The 17,753-nt window shown below is 42.5% G+C and carries 21 protein-coding genes; all 21 read right to left on the reverse strand.

Features of this window, described 5'->3' with window-relative positions; all coding sequences use genetic code 11:
• Positions 1 to 133: 133 nt before the first annotated feature.
• Positions 134 to 367, reverse strand: coding sequence for a transposon-encoded TnpW family protein (locus VIG27_RS12180; protein ID WP_394522789.1), 234 nt, complete (start codon positions 365 to 367; stop codon positions 134 to 136).
• Positions 368 to 472: 105 nt separating this feature from the next.
• Positions 473 to 1,210: a relaxase/mobilization nuclease domain-containing protein gene (locus VIG27_RS12185; RefSeq protein WP_394522790.1), complete on the reverse strand. Its 738-nt coding sequence runs from the start codon at positions 1,208 to 1,210 to the stop codon at positions 473 to 475.
• Positions 1,188 to 1,517: a plasmid mobilization protein gene (locus tag VIG27_RS12190; protein WP_394522791.1), complete on the reverse strand. Its 330-nt coding sequence runs from the start codon at positions 1,515 to 1,517 to the stop codon at positions 1,188 to 1,190. Before VIG27_RS12190 ends, VIG27_RS12185 begins: the two co-directional genes overlap by 23 nt.
• A gap of 349 nt (positions 1,518 to 1,866) precedes the next feature.
• Positions 1,867 to 2,040, reverse strand: a complete 174-nt coding sequence (locus VIG27_RS12195; protein WP_394522793.1) for a hypothetical protein — start codon at positions 2,038 to 2,040, stop codon at positions 1,867 to 1,869.
• A 429-nt stretch (positions 2,041 to 2,469) separates the two neighbouring features.
• Positions 2,470 to 2,727, reverse strand: a complete 258-nt coding sequence (locus VIG27_RS12200) for a hypothetical protein (protein ID WP_394522794.1) — start codon at positions 2,725 to 2,727, stop codon at positions 2,470 to 2,472.
• Positions 2,728 to 2,781: 54 nt separating this feature from the next.
• The gene (locus VIG27_RS12205; RefSeq protein WP_394522795.1) at positions 2,782 to 3,081 is read right to left on the reverse strand and encodes a DUF6442 family protein; all 300 of its coding nucleotides are present in this window, start codon (positions 3,079 to 3,081) and stop codon (positions 2,782 to 2,784) included.
• Positions 3,074 to 3,499: a hypothetical protein gene (locus VIG27_RS12210; protein ID WP_394522796.1), complete on the reverse strand. Its 426-nt coding sequence runs from the start codon at positions 3,497 to 3,499 to the stop codon at positions 3,074 to 3,076. The genes VIG27_RS12205 and VIG27_RS12210 overlap by 8 nt, the downstream gene beginning before the upstream one ends.
• A gap of 13 nt (positions 3,500 to 3,512) precedes the next feature.
• Positions 3,513 to 3,929 (reverse strand): DUF2178 domain-containing protein, encoded by a 417-nt coding sequence (locus VIG27_RS12215; protein WP_394522797.1) that lies wholly within the window; start codon positions 3,927 to 3,929, stop codon positions 3,513 to 3,515.
• Positions 3,916 to 4,146, reverse strand: coding sequence for a helix-turn-helix transcriptional regulator (locus VIG27_RS12220; protein WP_394522798.1), 231 nt, complete (start codon positions 4,144 to 4,146; stop codon positions 3,916 to 3,918). The genes VIG27_RS12215 and VIG27_RS12220 overlap by 14 nt, the downstream gene beginning before the upstream one ends.
• A gap of 338 nt (positions 4,147 to 4,484) precedes the next feature.
• Positions 4,485 to 4,790, reverse strand: coding sequence for a hypothetical protein (locus VIG27_RS12225; protein WP_394522799.1), 306 nt, complete (start codon positions 4,788 to 4,790; stop codon positions 4,485 to 4,487).
• A 4-nt stretch (positions 4,791 to 4,794) separates the two neighbouring features.
• On the reverse strand, positions 4,795 to 5,145 hold the full coding sequence (locus VIG27_RS12230; RefSeq protein ID WP_394522800.1) for a TnpV protein: 351 nt from the start codon (positions 5,143 to 5,145) through the stop codon (positions 4,795 to 4,797).
• Between the two features lie 133 nt (positions 5,146 to 5,278).
• Positions 5,279 to 6,667 carry an NADPH-dependent glutamate synthase gene (gene gltA / locus VIG27_RS12235; RefSeq protein ID WP_394522801.1) on the reverse strand — a complete coding sequence of 463 codons (1,389 nt, stop codon included), beginning with the start codon at positions 6,665 to 6,667 and terminating at the stop codon, positions 5,279 to 5,281.
• Positions 6,667 to 7,557, reverse strand: coding sequence for a sulfide/dihydroorotate dehydrogenase-like FAD/NAD-binding protein (locus tag VIG27_RS12240; protein WP_394522802.1), 891 nt, complete (start codon positions 7,555 to 7,557; stop codon positions 6,667 to 6,669). Before VIG27_RS12240 ends, gltA begins: the two co-directional genes overlap by 1 nt.
• Positions 7,558 to 7,718: 161 nt before the next feature.
• On the reverse strand, positions 7,719 to 8,216 hold the full coding sequence (locus VIG27_RS12245) for a dihydrofolate reductase (RefSeq protein ID WP_394527563.1): 498 nt from the start codon (positions 8,214 to 8,216) through the stop codon (positions 7,719 to 7,721).
• 22 nt (positions 8,217 to 8,238) lie between these two features.
• A complete protein-coding gene (locus tag VIG27_RS12250; RefSeq protein WP_394522803.1) occupies positions 8,239 to 8,859 on the reverse strand; it encodes a hypothetical protein in 621 nt (206 codons plus the stop codon).
• Between the two features lie 95 nt (positions 8,860 to 8,954).
• A complete protein-coding gene (locus tag VIG27_RS12255) occupies positions 8,955 to 12,113 on the reverse strand; it encodes an AAA family ATPase (protein ID WP_394522804.1) in 3,159 nt (1,052 codons plus the stop codon).
• The gene (locus VIG27_RS12260) at positions 12,110 to 13,279 is read right to left on the reverse strand and encodes an exonuclease SbcCD subunit D (protein WP_394522805.1); all 1,170 of its coding nucleotides are present in this window, start codon (positions 13,277 to 13,279) and stop codon (positions 12,110 to 12,112) included. Before VIG27_RS12260 ends, VIG27_RS12255 begins: the two co-directional genes overlap by 4 nt.
• 116 nt (positions 13,280 to 13,395) lie before the next feature.
• Positions 13,396 to 14,502 (reverse strand): TRAP transporter substrate-binding protein, encoded by a 1,107-nt coding sequence (locus VIG27_RS12265; protein ID WP_394522806.1) that lies wholly within the window; start codon positions 14,500 to 14,502, stop codon positions 13,396 to 13,398.
• Between the two features lie 73 nt (positions 14,503 to 14,575).
• Positions 14,576 to 16,411 carry a DNA helicase RecQ gene (gene recQ, locus VIG27_RS12270; RefSeq protein WP_394527566.1) on the reverse strand — a complete coding sequence of 612 codons (1,836 nt, stop codon included), beginning with the start codon at positions 16,409 to 16,411 and terminating at the stop codon, positions 14,576 to 14,578.
• Between the two features lie 286 nt (positions 16,412 to 16,697).
• Positions 16,698 to 17,486, reverse strand: a complete 789-nt coding sequence (locus VIG27_RS12275) for a DUF3169 family protein (RefSeq protein ID WP_394522807.1) — start codon at positions 17,484 to 17,486, stop codon at positions 16,698 to 16,700.
• Positions 17,479 to 17,694, reverse strand: a complete 216-nt coding sequence (locus VIG27_RS12280) for a helix-turn-helix transcriptional regulator (protein WP_394522808.1) — start codon at positions 17,692 to 17,694, stop codon at positions 17,479 to 17,481. Before VIG27_RS12280 ends, VIG27_RS12275 begins: the two co-directional genes overlap by 8 nt.
• Positions 17,695 to 17,753 lie beyond the last annotated feature (59 nt).

The raw sequence follows: 17,753 nt of genomic DNA on the forward strand, positions 1-17,753 counted from the left end.
CAGTAGAGTGCCGTGATTTTCTCGTTTTGCTGTAACAATGCTTTTTGCTCCTTTCCTCTGTACAGCCAAAACGATTCCGAATAAAATTGTATGAATCTATTTTACTCAGAATCACTTTGCGCGTCCAGACATTTTATTCTTTATTTTCACTATGCTCGATATCACGCTCAATCAGACGGGTAATTTTATCCTCTGCGGACAGCGTGGCATTCTCTTTGAAATAAGCGTTTACAAGATATTTAACACCGCCGATGACATAACAAAGAGTCGGACGCTTGCCCGGCTCTTCCTGTTCCCATGTACCTTTTTTACTTTCAAACAAACGGCGCAGTCTTTGAAAAAACAGTTTAATTCGGTTACAGTTCATATTCATTTTTCTCCTCATATTCGGTGTAATAATCGCGATAGGGTGCATTTTGCCATTGCTCCTCCTGCCAGTGCAGCACCTCCGCAAGTGTATCCGCTATGGTGGCTAAAAGATATTCCGAAAATACATATCCTGATAGCGGTTTGGGGTATCCGGGCAATTGAGCTGACCCAGTTCCAATAGAACCTCCTGCAACAGCTGCATATCACTGCGCCCAATTCTTGCAAGCCCAGCAAGGCTTGCCATACGGTGCATGAAGTCCGCACGGCTATTACTAAAAACAATGCTACTTGCAATGTCCTGTGCCAGCTGCCATTTCCAGCTTGCTGTTTGGGTATATTCTCCATAGGAACGGTGTCCCTTTCTTACATGCTCAATGACGGACAAGCCATGCTCCAAACAGAGTTCATCAGAAAGGGAGCGCATCCGTTTCAAATCCTCTGGACTGGACTGCCATTTACAGCCGTTTTCATGACTGACGGAATTGACGATATCGTGTATGTGCATATGCTGTTCATTGGTATGTACCGCCATCACTACCTGAAAGCCTTGAAAACGCTCATACCGCTTGATAAACTTCTGACCGATTTTGTATACCAGTTCAGGGCTTACATTGTCTCTCGGGTCAAAGCTCTGGACAAAGTGGGAATACTGCCGTCCTGTGTCCTTGTGAAAGGCACGTTTGATAATGACCATTTGCTGGTACTCCTTGCCTTTTAGCAAGTCCTTACAGTAGACCAACGCCCCGTTTTGGGTCTTGCGGTCGTCCTTGATATAGTCCAGCACCCCCCGAAGTCCTGCAAGGTTTCCTATACGCACCTTAATCGGCTTGACTATTGCCATCGTTATCCCCTCCCAAAGCTATATAAATACGTTCCAGAACATCGGAAAGCTGTATCTGTATTGCTTCAAGGTTTGGATTCTGCACCGCTCTCTGGTGGCAAAGCACTGTGAGCTGGTTGAGGTTATTGCCGATTTTATTTAGCTCATAGCTACATTTGTCCAGTCCTTTGACGGTGCGGACTTCCTTTCCCAGCACGGCATGACGGCAGAAATCGGACATTCGGGTACCTGACTTTTTAACCTTAGACTGAATGAGCTTATGTTCATAGTCTGATACCCGGAAGGTGATTTTGTGGATTCTGTTCATGGGAGTACTCCTTTCTGAATGGAGTTCCAAGGGTGTAAAAGCATGTGCGCTTTTCACCTCTGAGGAGCAGGAAAACTATCTGCGCATCGCAAGGGGCGAGGACGGATGTCCGACAGATAGGACGCTTGCCACACCCTTCGGGTGTGAATCCGCCCCCGTTGTCTGGCGCTCTCCGCAAGAAGAAAAGAGGATAAGAGCGCAAAATACCCTATATAGGCATTTTTGCACTCTTCCTCAAATGGACGCAAAAATAGCTCTGTGCGAAAACCGCACAGAGCTATTTTGTCAAAATTTCTATTTTGCAAATGAACATAACAGCCCCTTGGAACCGGCTGTTTCTTTTTTTAAATCAGACATTCATAAAAATAATAAAGGCGTAATAAAAAGGTTTCCAGTCCACAATGCCGATTTGCAGGTTACGCAAATCCCATAACAGCCGCCCCCGATTCTTTCTCAAATCAGGGTGATGCGTGTTGCCGTCTTTCAGGCCTGCCACCACGGCAGAAGTATCATAATAGTGCATTGAGGTCGTTGCAATCCTGCTGTACCACACAGCAGTAACAACCGCAAGGTTTATCGCCGGATATTAAAATCCGTCAGCGCCCTTCGGTTCGTCGATCGCCCAATGCTCACGTTGCATTGCGGGATACTATGTTCATTTGTCAAGGTTCACAATTATGGATTTATAGTAGCATAGTTATACTATGCTGTAAAGAAAAAATGAAAAATTATTTGATGCAATCCAAGCAGATTAGGTATATAAATCAAAAAACATGCTGAATCCACTGTCAGTAGTCTCAATTTTACATCTGTTTTAGTTCTTCTAAAGTTTTTCTAAGATGTATAAGCACTTCCGTATCTTCATTATTATTAAACCGATTTGCAAACTCTTCAAAATATTCAATAAAATTACATAAAATTAAAAGCATACTTTCTTTTGATAAAACAAAATCTACACACTTATTGCATTGATTCCACAACTCTCTGGTAGAAGTACTGGCTGACTTGGCTGTTTCATTTCTTCTTTTTCTTCTTCATCAAATTCATTCATAAAATCAGCAATTGCCTTATCAATTTCTTTATCCCAAATTGAAGATTTAAATATAGTGGATTTTATCCTTTCAAATTGCAACTCACTAAGGTCAAGCGTTCCTTTGAGATTATTTAATTTTATTTTGCTTGCTTCAAACGCTTCTTCTTTTTCAGACATTTTGATTTCTCTCTTTTACTATTTTCTTTATCTATAAGAAGATTCGATAAGATGTCATTCACTTATTCCAAACCATACCAACAGTGCAACACCTAATAAGCCAAGAACAGTGCCGACCTGAATATACGGCTTTTCGCTATATTTTTCATATTTATAGAATAAGCTTGCCGCACCGCCGATAAACAATAACGCCAGACTGCCCTTCCATGCGGGATTTCCTTTAATCAAGCACATTACAGTCAGTATCTGTGTTGCGGCTATCACAAACTCCAGTGCATGACTTTTGGAGCGTGTGTTTATTTGCTCGTCACGTTCATCTTTAAATGGACGTTTTATTGATGTTTTGTTATTCATCTGCTCCTAATTCTCCTTCTTCATAAAAAATAGTAAGCTTAGGGAAGAAAATGTTCATTTCAACTGTTTTCCACCCTGTTCCTTGAATTAAAATTCCTTCAAAATGGGCAACGGATTCATTATACATTTCATAAATTATATCAATATATCCGCTTTCCAAATCTTTTTTCAATACATCAGTATCAACACATTCTCTGTGATTGTTACGAAGATACCGGATTTCACATTTCTGATTGGAAAACTTGGTAAAAACCAATTTTGCAGGACCTGTATGGATATAATCTTCATTCTTTAAAATATACATTCCGTGCTCTAATTCAAAGGTCAGCGATTGTTCAGATAGTGACACATTGGTTACATAACAATCGTGCATATGAAATTCTGGTTTTTGAAATGAAAAAGTGTGTATCTGAGTCATTCTTATTTCTCTCTCACATGTGTTTTTCATAATAAAAGCTAGAAAAAATATCTGTAAACATCATCACAGAAAACGAAAACGCAAAACCCATTCCGACACCCACAATGAGCTGGGCCTCCTGTTTTGCTCCTACGATCAGAAAGAAAAGCATTAAAACAAAGTTGATATTTTTTGCTATGTGAAAAGCTCTGCTGGCAGATGTAAGTGAAATAAGCCGATTCCGTTCATCTGATTCCTCAATGTGTTCCTTTTTTGCGGCTTCTTTATTGATACTGATATATAACTCACCGACACCAATCAGCAACATTAAAACGCATAGAATAATTCTTTTCACATCAAATCCTTTTAAAAATCCTAACGCCAGTAGAGTTAAACCTAAGAGTAGGGACATAATTCCGTATACAAGTTTCTTTTTGTCATAAATCTTCACGTTGTTTATCCTCCAATTCTTTATTTTCTTTCAAGCAACATAAATCCTCCACTGTTATTCCAAACACCTCCGCTATTCGATAAGCCAGCATAAGGGAAGGACTATACTGTTCCTTTTCAATAGAAATGATGGTTCTTGATGAAACATAAACTAAGTCTGCTAGTTGCTGTTGTGTCAGATTAGCTTTGTTTCTCAATTCTTTCACTTTTGTTTTCATGATTCCCTCCTATCAGTGAAGTTCGCTTCACCAGAAGCTTACTTCATGTTACCATGAGGATAAAGAACTGTCAAGTGTAAACACGAAACAAGCTCCAGAAGAAGGGTATATGCAACTCTTTTTGTATATACCCTTAAAAATAATTATCTATTTTTACTTTTTCCCGCGTCTTTTGCCGTGCCCCTTTAAATGCTTGGACTTTTGAAGTACCCTAATCATCACTTCAAACTCAACCTCGGTTAGCTTGGTATAATCAATCCCTAGCCGCCGACAGTACAGGGCAACCTGTTTCTTTTGTGCGCTCCCCTCAATGCTGGAAACAAACTCTAAATCCTGCTTTAGCTCCTGTACAAAATCGGTTTTCGGGCGCTGGTGCTGTCCTGTCTGTGGGAGTCCTTAATGCTCTTGATGATACCGTCTATATCGTTATGTACCACATGACGGAAATACTCGTCCTCGTTGATATGGGCAACGCTCAGTACACGGATATGGCGGTCATGTTCACCGGGGCGGTACTTCTTTTCTATGGTGTCCCTCGCCAGATTGACATAGGCGTTCAGGTTCTGTACCTGCATACTGGCAATCCCGTCCACATAAATCTCAATGTCAGCCAGCAGCTTTACAAAATCCTTATGCGCTGTCATCTCTTTATCTATAAATCAATTGATAACAAACAATTTCATACTCAATTTCTTGAGCCAGTTCGCATAAGCGAACACGTTCCATCGTATCTTCCTGAGGTATAGGGTGCAATTTCAGGTAATCAGCTCGAATACTTTCTGCCATATCAAAAGCAGTCCTCTCAATCACCATACAATGCTCTGCCAGTTTACCTGTCAGAAGCAGCTCACGATACATCCCCAGCTTTTGTTCGTGCAGATAATTTAGACGTAATCGTCCATACTTTCCCAGATTATCAAGTTTGTCTTTTCCGTCAATTTCGATGTTGGGGTACAGTAACCCATCTATCTCAGTATACTCAAACTCAAACTTTGCCATAAAGCAAATCCTCCAATAAAGATTATTTACAATTCATCGGTAATCGTCTGGCTGTATGCTAAACAATTATGATTTTCGTAAACATCCTTATTGGAGGATTGCTAACGGCGGCCCTCTTTTTTAAATATATGGATTATTCTTTTGCAGAAAGATATTCGTGGATTCCTCTTGCGCCTGCACGTCCGGCTTCCATTGCCAAAATAACGGTTGCAGCACCGGTTACTGCATCTCCGCCTGCGTAGACACCTTCCTTGCTGGTCTTTCCATTGGATTCTTCTGCAATGATACATCTGCGCTTGTTGATTTCCAACCCCTTGGTGGTATTGGAAATCAGCGGATTCGGTGAGGTTCCTAAAGACATGATCACAGTATCTACATCAATCACAAACTCAGATCCTTTGACTGCTACCGGTTTTCTTCTACCGGAGGCGTCAGGTTCTCCAAGTTCCATTTTTACACATTTCATACCATTCACCCAGCCCTTATCATCGGTAAGGATCTCAACCGGGTTGGTCAGAAGATCAAAAATCACACCTTCCTCTTTGGCATGGTGTACTTCTTCCGCTCTGGCAGGAAGCTCTGCCTCACTTCTTCTATATACAACATGAACCTCTGCGCCAAGACGAAGTGCGGTTCTGGCCGCATCCATGGCTACGTTACCGCCGCCTACGACTGCTACCTTTTTGCCTGCTGCAAGCGGTGTATCATAATCGTCACGGAACGCCTTCATCAAATTGCTTCTGGTTAAGTATTCATTGGCTGAGAAAACACCGTTTGCATTTTCTCCCGGAATCCCCATGAACATGGGAAGACCTGCTCCAGAACCAATGAATACCGCCTGATAGCCTTCTTTTTCAAAGAGTTCGTCAATGGTGACAGACTTTCCTACGATCACATTGGTTTCAATGGTCACGCCAAGTTTTCTCACGTTATCTATTTCCGGCTGTACGACTCTCTCTTTTGGAAGACGGAATTCCGGAATACCATAAGTCAAAACACCGCCCGGCTCATGGAGTGCTTCAAAGATGGTAACTTCATACCCCAGCTTTGCAAGATCGCCTGCACAGGTAAGCCCGGAAGGGCCGGAGCCAATGACAGCAACCTTCTTGCCGTTTTTCTCCTTCGGAGCTTCCGGTACAATCCCATGCTCTCTGGACCAGTCTGCGACGAAACGCTCCAGCTTTCCGATGGAAATCGGTTCTCCTTTGATTCCACGGATGCAGACGCCCTCACACTGGCTCTCCTGGGGACATACACGTCCGCATACTGCCGGAAGTGCGGAAGACTTGGCGATAACTTTGGCAGCTTCTTCTATATTACCATCTTCCACTTCTTTGATAAATCCTGGGATATTGATAGATACCGGACAGCCCCCTACGCATCTCGGATTCTTACACTTGATGCAGCGGGCAGCTTCTTTCCTGGCTTCTTCTTCATTATAACCCAGACAAACTTCTTCAAAATTCGTTGCTCTTACTTTTGGATCCTGTTCTCTTACCGGTACTTTCTTTAAAACATCCATTACTCTTCACCTCCACATTGACCGCAGCCGCCATGATGGGTATCCCCTTCAACAGCTTTTAAAACAGAACGGCCTTCTTCCGACTTATACATCATCTGACGCTTCATGGCTTCATCAAAGTTCACCAAATGTCCGTCAAATTCAGGTCCATCTACACAGGCAAATTTCACTTCGCCCCCAACAGTTACACGGCAGGCACCGCACATGCCAGTACCATCTACCATTATGGGGTTTAAGCTTACAATCGTTGGAATCTCTAATTCTTTTGTTAAAAGGCAGACAAACTTCATCATGATCATGGGTCCGATGGCTACGCATACATCGTACTTTTTCCCCTGGTTTTGCACCAGGTCCTTGATCACTTCCGTCACCATTCCTTTTCTTTCGTAGGAACCATCGTCCGTGGTAACGTATAAATTTCCTGCCTGTTTTCTCATTTCATTTTCCAGGATAAGCAGATTCTTGGTTTTGGAACCAATGATGACATCAACATCAATGCCGTGTTCTCTCATCCATTTCACCTGGGGATAAACGGGAGCCGTTCCAACGCCGCCGGCTACAAATAAGTATTTTTTATTCTTTAATTCTTCTATATCTTCGTGAACGAATTCAGAAGCGTTGCCCAAAGGCCCTACCACATCTTCAAAGCTGTCACCGGCTTTTAAAGCGGCCATCTTTTCCGTACTGGCACCCACTGTCTGAAATACGATTGAAATCGACCCTTTTTCACGATCAAAGTCACAAATGGTCAAAGGGATTCTCTCCCCTCTGTCATCCATTCGAACGATGACAAATTCTCCAGGCTGGCAGGCTTTGGCAATCCGAGGTGCTTCCACATCCATCAGATAGATCTTGTCAGCTAACATCTCTGCTTTTAAAATCCTATACATCTTTATCCTCCTAAAGTCTTCGTGAATATACCCGTGCACTTACCAGAGCGGCTTTTGAACGTTCCTATAAGTGCTACTCCTACCATCTTACCATTTTTAAAGAGCTATGACAATATGTTTAAAAAATAACATTAAATTTTTAACAAACTTTTTTCTGGAATTTATACAAGATTTTTTCTTTGATACATACGAAACGTATAGCATAGATCGAAATACGTCTGTTCATCACTCTCAGCAGTCATTTCCCAGTTGGCATCCTTATCCAGATCAGGAAAATGGGTGTCCGCGCTATATAGATAATCAATATACGTTACGTGAGCTGTATTGCAATAGGGCAGAAACTGTTCGTAGATGCTCTGACCGCCAATGATAAAGCAGTCCTCTTTCCGGTACTTTTTCAGTTCCTCCATTACCTGGGACAAGCTATGGCAGATCACGGCACCTTTTACTTTATAGTCCGGATTTCTGGTAAGCACAATATTGGTTCTTCCATATAAAGGCTGTTTCCCCGGAAGGCTTTCCAACGTTTTTCTTCCCATTACAATTACTTTTCCAATAGTTTCCTCCCGGAAAAGTTTTTTATCTTCCGGAATGGAAACGAGAAGCTGGCCCTGATTGCCGATGGACCAGTTTTTATCCACTGCAACAATGAGATTCATCCGTCCATTATCCTTTCCCTTTTTATTCGTCTGCAAGAATCAATTCCTTTGCATATGGAAGACTCTCGATCCAGCTGCAGAATGTATGCCATTCCACAAGCTTGTGATTCTTCCTTGCAAAATATATATTGATCAGCGTTTCATAATTCATCGTACATGTACGCATCTGGTTGTAGCTGGAGGGAAGAAGCTGGATCATATCATACCAGTCCTCTTTGCTCTTTGTCTCCAGATAGCGGAGACGGATCTTCTCAAGCTCAGCCACTACCGTATCCATAAATAAAAGGGTCTGCTCCGTCATATGATCATGACTGAAATCATTCCGTTCAAAAGGCTTGCTATGAATCTTATGCATGGTGCTGGTGGAGTTTGCCACCGTACCCACTTTATAGGTATCATATTCCTTCCACCAGTAAAGTGGGGCCGTTATATCCACGGATACAAAAATCTGGCGGATGTATTTCCGGTGGTCGGTCCCCGCTTTTCTAAGCCTTTTGGCAAGTCCCAGATCATTGGGTCCTAATATGTATTCCCCCTCTTCATCGTAGCTGCTGTCCATACGATTCCAGCTGTTCATTGGATTTCTGGCTCCCCGGATCGCATTCTCTATATTCATCACGCTTGTTCTCTCACATTTTAACATCGTTTCGTTCCTTTCTATCGGTGAACTCTTGTTTGTGCCGCTCTATATTATAGAACAAATTCGTAGTTTCGTCCATTCCTTTGTAACCGCGGAAATTATGGAATTCTGTCCAAATCCCACAGAATCCTGCTTCCTTTTTCATTTTTCTTTACAATGAGCTTTTTCCCAATCTGTTCTTTCAATTCTGTCACATGAGAAATAATACCGATGAGCCGGCGTTCTCCGGCAAGCGCTCTAAGTATTCGCACTGCTTTCATTCTGGATTCTTCATCCAAGGAACCAAACCCCTCATCAATAAAAAGGGCATCCATGGACACATGACCGGCAGTCCTCTGTATGATATCCGACATGCCAAGGGCCATGGCTAAAGCTGCCATAAAGGATTCGCCGCCGGAAAGGGTCTTTACATCCCGAACCTTATCCGTTGCCATGCTGTACACGTCAAGATCCAGACCGACCTCCCCCTGCTTTCCAAGTGATTCAAACTCTCTGCATTTAAGCAGAAATTGTCCATCCGTCATCTCTTTTAACCGCCTGTTAGCTGCCTGTATCATCTGATTGAAATACTGCCGCTGGACATAGGTCTGAAAATCCAGGCTGACCGTTAATTTTCCATTGGCCGTCCGGTAAAGGTTATGATACAGCACATATTCTTCTTCCAGCTGCTCTCTTTCCTTCCACAAACGATTCAGGGTTTCGTAAGCCTGTTTCATTTTGCTGTGGATTCCGGCTATCTTGGTTTCCTCTTTTTGCAGCTGCTTCTGCTTCTCCTGAAGACGGTCCGCTTTTTCCTTCCAGGGAAGAAGGTCGATCCGCTCCCGCCCTTTGGTCTGTTTTAAGTATTCTTCCAGAATGGCCCGGCTTCTTAACAGATCCTTTTCGTACTTCTCAATTTCTGTTTTCCATTGGTCCATGGTTTGCGCCGGCTGCTTTGCTTTTAGATACGCTTCTTCGGTTTCAAAGCCCATGGCTTTTAATGCTTCTTTGTATTCCTCTGCCGCCTGCTTTGCGAGCAGTTTTCTTGATTCCAGGTTCTCCATTTCAGAAGAAAGGCGGCCATTTTTTTCTTTCACCGCTTCTGCCATATGGCGGTATTGTTCCACCGCAGAATCCACTGATTTTTGAAGCTCATTAATTGTGTTTTCCAGCCATTTTATCTGGCTGCTTGCCTCCTTTTCTTCCGGATAGGGCAGCCGTTCTTTCCATTGGTTTATTTGTACCAGAGACGCCGCTGCTTTTAAATTCTTTTCCTGCCAGGTATTCCTGGCTCCTTCTATTTGGGGCTCCAGTTCAGCCATTTTTTTCCGGTCGGCCTTTATATATTCCACAAGTTCTTTGAGACACCGGCCAGCTTCTTTTGAAGCTGTCTCCTTTTCTTTTACCTCAGCCAGCAAAAGCTCCCCCTGTTTTATTTCCTCTTTCAAACAGTTCTCCAACTGAGAGAAGGACACGTCGTCTTTCAGCCATTTTTTCGATTCTTTCTTTATGTATTCTTCCTGGTGGCGGCAGCTTTCTAATGCTTTTATGCTGGCTTCCACCGCAATGGAGCGAAGTTCCTCTGCCCTGTTTCGCGCTTTTTTTGCCTGTTCCACCATTTCCTGGGTGACTGGTTCATGAGACAAACCGGCTTTTTCCGGATGATGGGTGGAACCGCAGACCGGACAAGGTTTTCCTTCGATCAAAGTCTCTGCCATAATTCCTGCCTGATGGGCTAAAAATACGTTATATCTGTGATTGTAAGTATCTTCAGCCTGCATATAATCCTTTTGGGCTGTCTCTGCCGCTGCCTGACACTGTTCCGTTTTTACCCGGGCCGTCAAAAAATCCTTCCATGCGGCCAGAAGATTTTTTAGAGCCTGCTGCCGTTCTGTAAGTTCATGGTTTCTCTGAATGACGGCTGCCAGTTCATTTGCCGTTTTCTCCACCGCTTCCTTTGAGGACTCATGAAGGTGGATCCGGTTTTTACATTCTGTAAGCTCCGTTTCAAATCCCTTTAATAAGGTGTCTGCTTCTCTTTCTTCCTTTTTCAGCTGCTCGTATTCCTTCCGTGCCTCTTTCCATCTGGCATAAAGGGGCATGGCTTCCTGGAGACGGTTTAAATTGGCCTGTAGACCTGGAATTTCCCTGTCGGCTGCTTTTTTACGTTCCTCTGCTTCTATTTTCACCGTCTCAAGTGTTTGAACCAGGGATTCCAGTTCTGTTTTTAACCGCTCTGTCCTTTGCGCGGAGTTTTCATAATCTCTGTTTTTTTCCGACAGCTGTCCGGCGGCTCCGCTTATCTTCTCAGCCATCTGGGCTCTTATTAGGCGCTCCCTCTTTTGCTGCCAGGCTTCCTTCTGGTCCTCCAAAAGCATGACACTGTTTTGGGCATTTTTCAGCGCATCAAATAATTGATTAATCTCTTCTGCAAGACTGAGATGACTTTTGGTTTCCAATAGCTGTTTTCCCGTCTGTTCCTGCTCCTCATGAAGTATCTGTTCTTTTTCCCGAATCTCTTCCAGGACTTTATTTAAGAAATCTCTGATTTCCTCAGTCTTTGTTTCTTTAAACTCCAAAAGTTCCTGCCAGTCCGAATGATACTTACTGTCCTCTAAAAACTCCATATGCCTCAGCTCATGGATACAAAGCTTTCTGTTGTCTTCCAGTTTTCCGTAATACAAATGATTTTTATCCTTTAATTTCATCTGAATCCGGCTGAAGATACCGGTATTGAAAATTCTGGAAAAAATCTCTTTGCGTTCCTTTGATGATGCGTGAAGCAGCTTCAAATAATCTCCCTGAGCGATCATGGCGATCTGGGAAAACTGATTCTGATCCACACCAATGATCTCCTGCAGCTTTACGTTGATGTCCCGTAAATTACCTGGATATTCCGATCCATCGGGAAGAAACAGAGATGCTTTTGCCGGTACCAGCACGCTGGTATACTCTCCGTTTTTATTTTTCCTTTTGCTGACCCGGGTATAGGAGGGACTTCTGTTGATCTCATAAACTTCTCCCCGCTCAGAAAATGTAAGAGAAACATAAGTCTCCTGATCCTCCGGAGCATACTGGCTGCGCATCATGGATGGCTCCCGCTTCTGTCCGCTGGTTTCTCCAAAAAGAGCAAAGGAAACGGCATCAAATATGGTGGTCTTTCCAGCCCCAGTATCTCCCGTAATGAGAAAGATTCCATGACTGATCTTTTCAAAATCCACGATCTCTGTTCCTCCATAGGAACCAAACGCGGACATGATCAATTTCAGCGGCTTCATAATCCCTCCTCCTCCTTTGCTTCCTGGACAATTTGTTCCATAATCTTTTCTGCTTCTTGCGTCAACTCTTCATTCCTCACAGCTTTGTAAAACTGCCGGAATGCTTCCAAAGGATTTAAAACAGGGACCATATCTTCTTGTTCCGTAAGGATTCTTCTGGTCCGTTCATTGTCCACCCGAAGTTCCAGCAAATGGTCGTATACTTCCTCCAGACGTTCTCTGACGCGGTATGGCTCATCGTCATCTGTTAAGGTGATGCTTACAAAATCGTGTCTCCGTTCCTCTGTGCCCCGTTCCAGAATCTCTGCAAGACTTCCCCGTTCCCGCCTTACATCCTGGATACCGGAAAGAGGAAGAAACTCTAATTGAGGAGCATCTTCTTTTCTGTTTAAGGTTACCACGGTGACCGATTTTTTATGGTGCTCCTCGCTGACAGAATATTTATAAGGAGTTCCGCAATAGCGGATGGTATCCTTCAGCACCTTTTGGGAACCGTGGATATGGCCCAGGGCCGCATAATCAAACCCAGATAAAACAGAAGCATCCACCCGGTCCAGACCGCCTGACATAATCACCGCCTGTTCGGATTCACAGGTCTCCGGATCTTTTCCTCTGCCCGTATAAAACTGATGGGACAAAATCACATTTCTTTGTTTTTCGTCGATAGTCTCCCTGTCCAGCACAGCCCTTACTGCATTTTCATATCCATCGGGAGGATTTTCTGCAAATAATTGCCGTACATATCCGGGCTTTAAAAACGGGAGAAGATAAAAATTAACAGGGCCGTATTCGTCCTGCAAAACCACTTTTTTTAAATATTCTTCCGGGCTTTTCGGAGGGAACACGGATAGGTGAATCCGGTGCTTTTCCAAAAATGAACCGGCATAGGAAAGCCGTTCCGGAGAATCATGATTTCCTGCTATAATAAGAACCGTGATCTCAGGTCTTATCTCAGAAAGAGCATCCAGAAAATTGCCGAACATGGTATATGCTTCTCCCGAAGGTACCGTTTTATCATAAATATCTCCGCAGATTAAAACTGCGTCCGGATGATATTCTTTTGCATAATCCACAATCTGCTTTAAAACCGCATCCTGATTTTCCTTCAAGCTCCGTCCAATCAATTGTTTTCCTATATGTAAATCGGATAAATGAAAAAATTTCATGCTTCCTCCTTCTCACTTAGTTTTTTTCATAATACCATAGTTACCGGATATTGGGTAGAAAGAGAAATGTGTTTTAAGGGGCGCAACAATAAATTCTGCTATTACGCCCCTTAATTTTATTCGTTTTGAATTTCAATGATTCTATTTAAAAGCTCCTCCAAACCCGGTGTAAAACTCACCCGGACAATTTCTTCAAGATCCCTGGCCTGCTGGATCTCTTCCGGCGTTAATTCTGTTACGGTAACACCTTTTTCATCCATCTCATTTATTAGCCTTTCTTCCTCTTCTACAATGGCTGTCTTATTCCATTCAGAAGCTCTTCGCCCTGCCTCTAAAAGAATATTTTGATCTTCTTCGCTTAACGCGTTCCATTTTTCTTCTGCCATCAAAACGATTCCGGGGCTGTAAATATGACCGCTTAATAAGTAATAAGGAGCAGCCTCATATAATTTGTTGGATATATAGGCAGTTAAGGGATTTTCCCCTCCCTCTACATTCCCATGGCTCAAAGCATCTTTTAACTCACTGTATGGCATGGGAACGGGGCGTGCTCCCAATGCGGAAAGAGTATCCATAACAAGCACCGATTCCGGAACACGGATCGTCATACCTTTTAAGTCCTCTAATCCATTGATCTTTCTTGTGGTAAATAAGTTTCGTGCTCCCTCATCTGTATAGAACAAGCCTACCATATTCGCCCCAACCTCTGTGCCTTCTGACAGGAATGCCTGTCCCAGTTCTTCATCCTCCAAAACCTTCCACATTCCTTCCCGGCTGTTAAAAATGTATGGAAGACCAAACAGATTGAGTTTTTTAAAACCATATCCGGTCAGAGCATTGGTATTTCCACGGTACATATCAATGTTTCTGCCGCCTCTGCGAAGATCTCTCAGTGATGTTCTTTCATCCCCAAGCGCATGATTGGGATATATTTCAATTTTGATGCGGCCATTGGACAATTCATCCACATATTCTGCAAATTTATATCCGGTCTGGGTAATAATATTATCTTCCCCATTTACTTCCCCATAGCGAAACGTCAGTTCCGGAGTCTGGTATCTTGTGGCCGCGGCGGCTTCTGCCGTGGCCTGGGCCGCTTTAGCTGCCTCGGTCTCAGCCGATGACTGGGCTGCCTTTCTATTGTCTGTGCCGGAATAATTCCTGCAGCCTGTAAGGCTCACCGCCAGGGCTGCCGCAAGCAGCAAACTCAAATATTTCTTCATGTTCCTTCCTCCTGTATCTTCATACAGGTAGTCTGTCCATGAACGGTCTCATTTATTTGCTTTTTGACTTATTTTATAGTTTAAAAATCTCCAGGAATGTATTCCCATACTTCTCCACCTTAAACTCTCCAACTCCTGAAACCGTGAGCATTTCTTCCTTTGTCTTTGGTTTTATAACTGCCATATGCAGCAAGGTTTTGTCTGAAAATACGATATAAGGCGGAACTTTTTCTTCTTTGGCAATTTTAAGACGCAGGTTTCTCAGCTTTTCAAATATAATTTCATCTTCTTTTGTTAATTCTGCTGCTGCACCGTTTGGTTTTTTCATCTTTTTGCTGTTTTTTTCTTTTGGTACAGGTTCCTGTTCCTTTGCCATCTTCATGACTACGGTTTCTTGATCTTCCAGTATGGCTTTGGATTTTTCGGTTAGTTTTACAATGGCATATTCATCGTTTGTTACTTCGAGAAAATCATTTAAAAACAAATGATTCATAACCTGACGGAGTTTATAGGAAGGAACCTTTGCCAGAGAACTGTAATAAGGATTTTCATTCATCCGATAATTTCTGATCTTTGCCGTATTGGCTCCATGCACCGTATCAATGATGACTGTGGTGCCGTACCGCTGTCTGCTGGACTCCACACAGCCAATCAGTGCTTTGGAAATTGCCGTTACATCCACAGATTCAAACTGGCTGATACAATTGGAACAATTGCCGCAGTAATTCTCTCCATATTCCCCAAAGTACCTTAAAATATAATCTCTTAAACATTCGTTGGTAAAGGAATAAAATGTCATCTTTTTAAGCCTTTCCCGGTCACGTTCTATGACGATCCGCCGGGTGAGAGGATCAAGTTCCTGGTTGTCCTGATTATTATCAACAAACATCTGATTGGTGACTACATCCTGACCGCTGTATAGCAAAATGCATTCTCCCGGCTCTCCGTCCCGGGAGCACCGGCCGACTTCCTGATAATAGGATTCCAGATTTTTCGGCATATTATAATGGATGACAAATCGCACATTGGATTTATCAATTCCCATACCAAATGCATTGGTGGCTACCATAATGGTATTCCTGTCAAATATAAAATCATCCTGATTTTTTCTTCGTTCCGCATCACTTAGTCCAGCATGATACCTGGTTGCGGAAAATCCATCTGCATTCAGCTTATCGCAGACTTCTTCCACCAGTTTTCTGGTCAGACAGTATATGATCCCACACTGGTTTGGATGACATTCCACATAATTTTTCAATGTGGCATACTTATCCTTTGGAGTCTGCACGCCCAGATACAGATTGGGCCTGTCATAGCCGGTTGATACAATAACCGGTTCACGAAGCATCAGAATATCAATCACATCCTCCCGGACCTCTTTTGTTGCAGTGGCTGTAAATGCGCTGATTACCGGCCGTTCCGGAAGTTTTTCAATAAAATCCAGAATTTTTAAATAACTGGGTCTGAAATCCTGTCCCCACTGAGAAACACAATGGGCCTCATCGACCGCGACCATGGAAATCTTCGTGTGAAGTGCAAAATCTAAAAATTGTTCCGTCATTAGACGTTCCGGTGCTACATAAATAATGGGGTATCGCCCTTCCCGTGCGTAGGCCAGGGCCTTATAATACTGATTTGCAGTCAGAGAACTGTTAAGATAAGCGGCGTGAATGCCTGCCTGATTGAGAGTTGTTACCTGATCTTTCATAAGGGATATCAAAGGGGATATGACCAGTGTGATTCCTTCCATCATAAGAGCTGGAATTTGAAAACACAGAGATTTTCCTGAGCCGGTGGGCATAATTCCAAGGGCGTCTTTTCCTTTCAGAATCCCGTCAATGAGCGTCTCCTGACCTTCCCGGAAACGATCGTAACCGAAATAATGCTTTAGTGCCTGAAATTTATCCATAGAACTTTTATTAATGCTCCTTATCATTTGCTTTTCCCATATTATACCACGGTATGGTTAAGTATGCTATATTGGATTTTATAAAATTGCGGGGGGATGGGGGGGGATGGAGGTGTTATAGATTTCCCAAAGTGCCACCACCTGGTCGTTTGCGGCACTTTGGGGTTAGAGAATTGGATTGATGTTTGTATTTATATCTGTATTATTCTTTGTTCTTCTGTGTTTTTCCGTATTATTCTTTATTCTTCTTTATTTTTCTGTATTCTTCTGTATTTATTGATATTGATTACTTTATTAATTGTTTTGACTGGGAAATGGATTTTATACAATAACTTGACACCTGGACAAGCCAGATAATGGAAATAACAGTGACCGGCATCAGGCCAAAATCCCAGATATTTGCTCCAATAACACAAAACAGCCACAAGAATAAACAGGTTGACTTCACTGACTTAAAAGAGGTATATGCAGATTTATAAATACGTAACTGCTCTGCTTCATCACAGCTATTTTCCCATTCCTTTGCAAACTTCCGATCAAAGACACTTCCTTGTTTTTCAGGGTTTATCTCCTTTTCAAAATTAACGATTTTCTGCTGGGCAATTATGTTGCAGACCACTGCAAAAATAAATCCTCCGAACCAATAAATCATGTCTGTTGTATCTTTATGTTCAAACGAATGAATAAGCAAATAAGACCCTGCTGCAAAGAAGAAAAAGCACAAGATTAATAAAATAGACGTAAACCATAAAGCATAGCTTAAACTGGTTTCAACTTTGTTCATGTCCTCTTCACTTTCGCCATCCCACAACTGATAAAGTTTGCGGCATTTTTTATAGAGATAAATAATAGGAAGCATCAATAAGACTGTTAATACAATATTAGCAATTGGGAAAAACTCCTTTAGTAAATTCAATAGACGATCGGCAATATCAGCGGCAGTGCTTTCTGTTATCATGTTGGATAATATGCCAATTAACAAACCTACCAACAGTGAAAGCAGTATAATTACAGTAAATTTATGCAACGCTTTCTTATCCTCTTTTTTAATTTCATAGATCTTTTCTTTATTCATTTGAATCTTCCTCCTCATAAATGAATATATCTTCTACTGCTACATGGAACACTTTTGCTATTTTTAATGCTAAAGTGACAGAAGGCGAATAATCTCCCCGCTCAATCTGGCTGATTGTCTGTCTTGATACTCCCACTAGCTTTCCCATTTCATACTGGTTTATCTTGATATCTGAACGATATTCTTTTAAGCGGTTGTATAGTGGCACTTGGTCTCCTCCTTTATTTTTACTTCTTGGAATTGACAACTATTCTTGTCATCACAGGG

Origin of the sequence: Lacrimispora sinapis (assembly GCF_043633585.1) — a bacterium.
GTDB lineage: Bacteria > Bacillota > Clostridia > Lachnospirales > Lachnospiraceae > Lacrimispora > Lacrimispora sinapis.